Source organism: Leucobacter soli (genome assembly GCF_042659205.1).
Classification (GTDB): Bacteria; Actinomycetota; Actinomycetes; order Actinomycetales; family Microbacteriaceae; genus Leucobacter; species Leucobacter soli.
This window is the reverse complement of the sequence record NZ_JBHSRW010000398.1, coordinates 1-1,108: the sequence shown is the minus strand read 5'-3', so window position 1 is coordinate 1,108 and position 1,108 is coordinate 1. Positions and strand designations below refer to the sequence as shown.

Annotated in this window: 1 protein-coding gene; it reads left to right on the top strand. The window is 73.3% G+C overall.

Features of this window, described 5'->3' with window-relative positions; translation table 11 throughout:
• On the top strand, window positions 1-1,108 hold a 1,108-nt coding region (locus ACFPZL_RS13510; protein WP_382335899.1), incomplete at both ends, for a class I SAM-dependent methyltransferase.

Sequence of the window (1,108 nt, the reverse complement as noted above, 5' to 3'; positions counted from 1 at the left end):
GCCGCGCCGCGCTGTCGCTGAACCCGGTGCGCGTCGCCGACGATTCGCGGCTCGCCGCGCCGCTCGACTGGTGGATCCTCTCGGATCTCGACGACCAGCTGCGCAACGGCCCCGCCCATCCCGACCACGTCATGGGCGTCGGCGGCGCCACCCGCTCGCTCATCGCGCAGCTTCCGCCGCACGATGCCGGGCGCGCGCTGGACCTCGGCAGTGCTGATAGCCCGAGATCTTTGGATCTCGGGACCGGCTGCGGCATCGTCGCGATGCACCTCGCGCTCCGCGGGCCGGTCGTCGCGACCGACATCTCCGAGCGGGCGCTGGATCTCGCCCGCGCGAACGCACGTCTGAACGGCATGGAGCACGGCATCGAATTCCGGCACGGCGACCTCTTCGCGCCGGTAACGGGGGAGCGCTTCGACCTCATCGCCTCCAATCCGCCGTTCGTCATCACGCCGCGCGGGGAGGCGAGCGTCGCCGACGACCCGATCTACGCCTACCGCGACGGCGGGCGGACGGGCGACGAGCTCGCCGCGTCCGTGGTGCGCGAGGCGCCCGCGCACCTCGCGCCCGGCGGAGTCTTCCTCTGCCTCGCCAACTGGGAGACTCCCTGGGGCGGTGACGGCCTGGAGCGGGTGCGCAACTGGATCGCCGCCGCATCCGATGCGGCACCGAGCCCGGCGCTCGACGCCTGGGTGATCGAACGAGACCGCATCGACCCGGCCCGCTACGCCGAGACCTGGGCCCGTGACGGTGGTGCCAGGCCCGGTGATCCCGAGTTCGAGGCGCTCATGCGCGCCTGGCTCGACGACTTCGCCGCCCGCAGGGTCGTCGCGATCGGACTCGGTTCGATCCGCATCGCGCGAGCGGAGAGGGATCCCTCCGCAGCCGATGGCGTCGGTGATGCGGGGGAGCAGGGCGTCACTCGCACCGAGCAGGCCACCGGGGCCTATCTTGCGGACGGCGGCCTCGGCAGCCGACTCTCCGCCGCGTTCCACGCCGGCACCCGCGCCGCGCGCATGGGCCCTGCCGAGGTGCTTGCGACGCACTGGCTGCGGTCCGACGAGGTCGTCGAACTGCGCGAGCACGCACCGGGCGAGGAGTCGCCGCG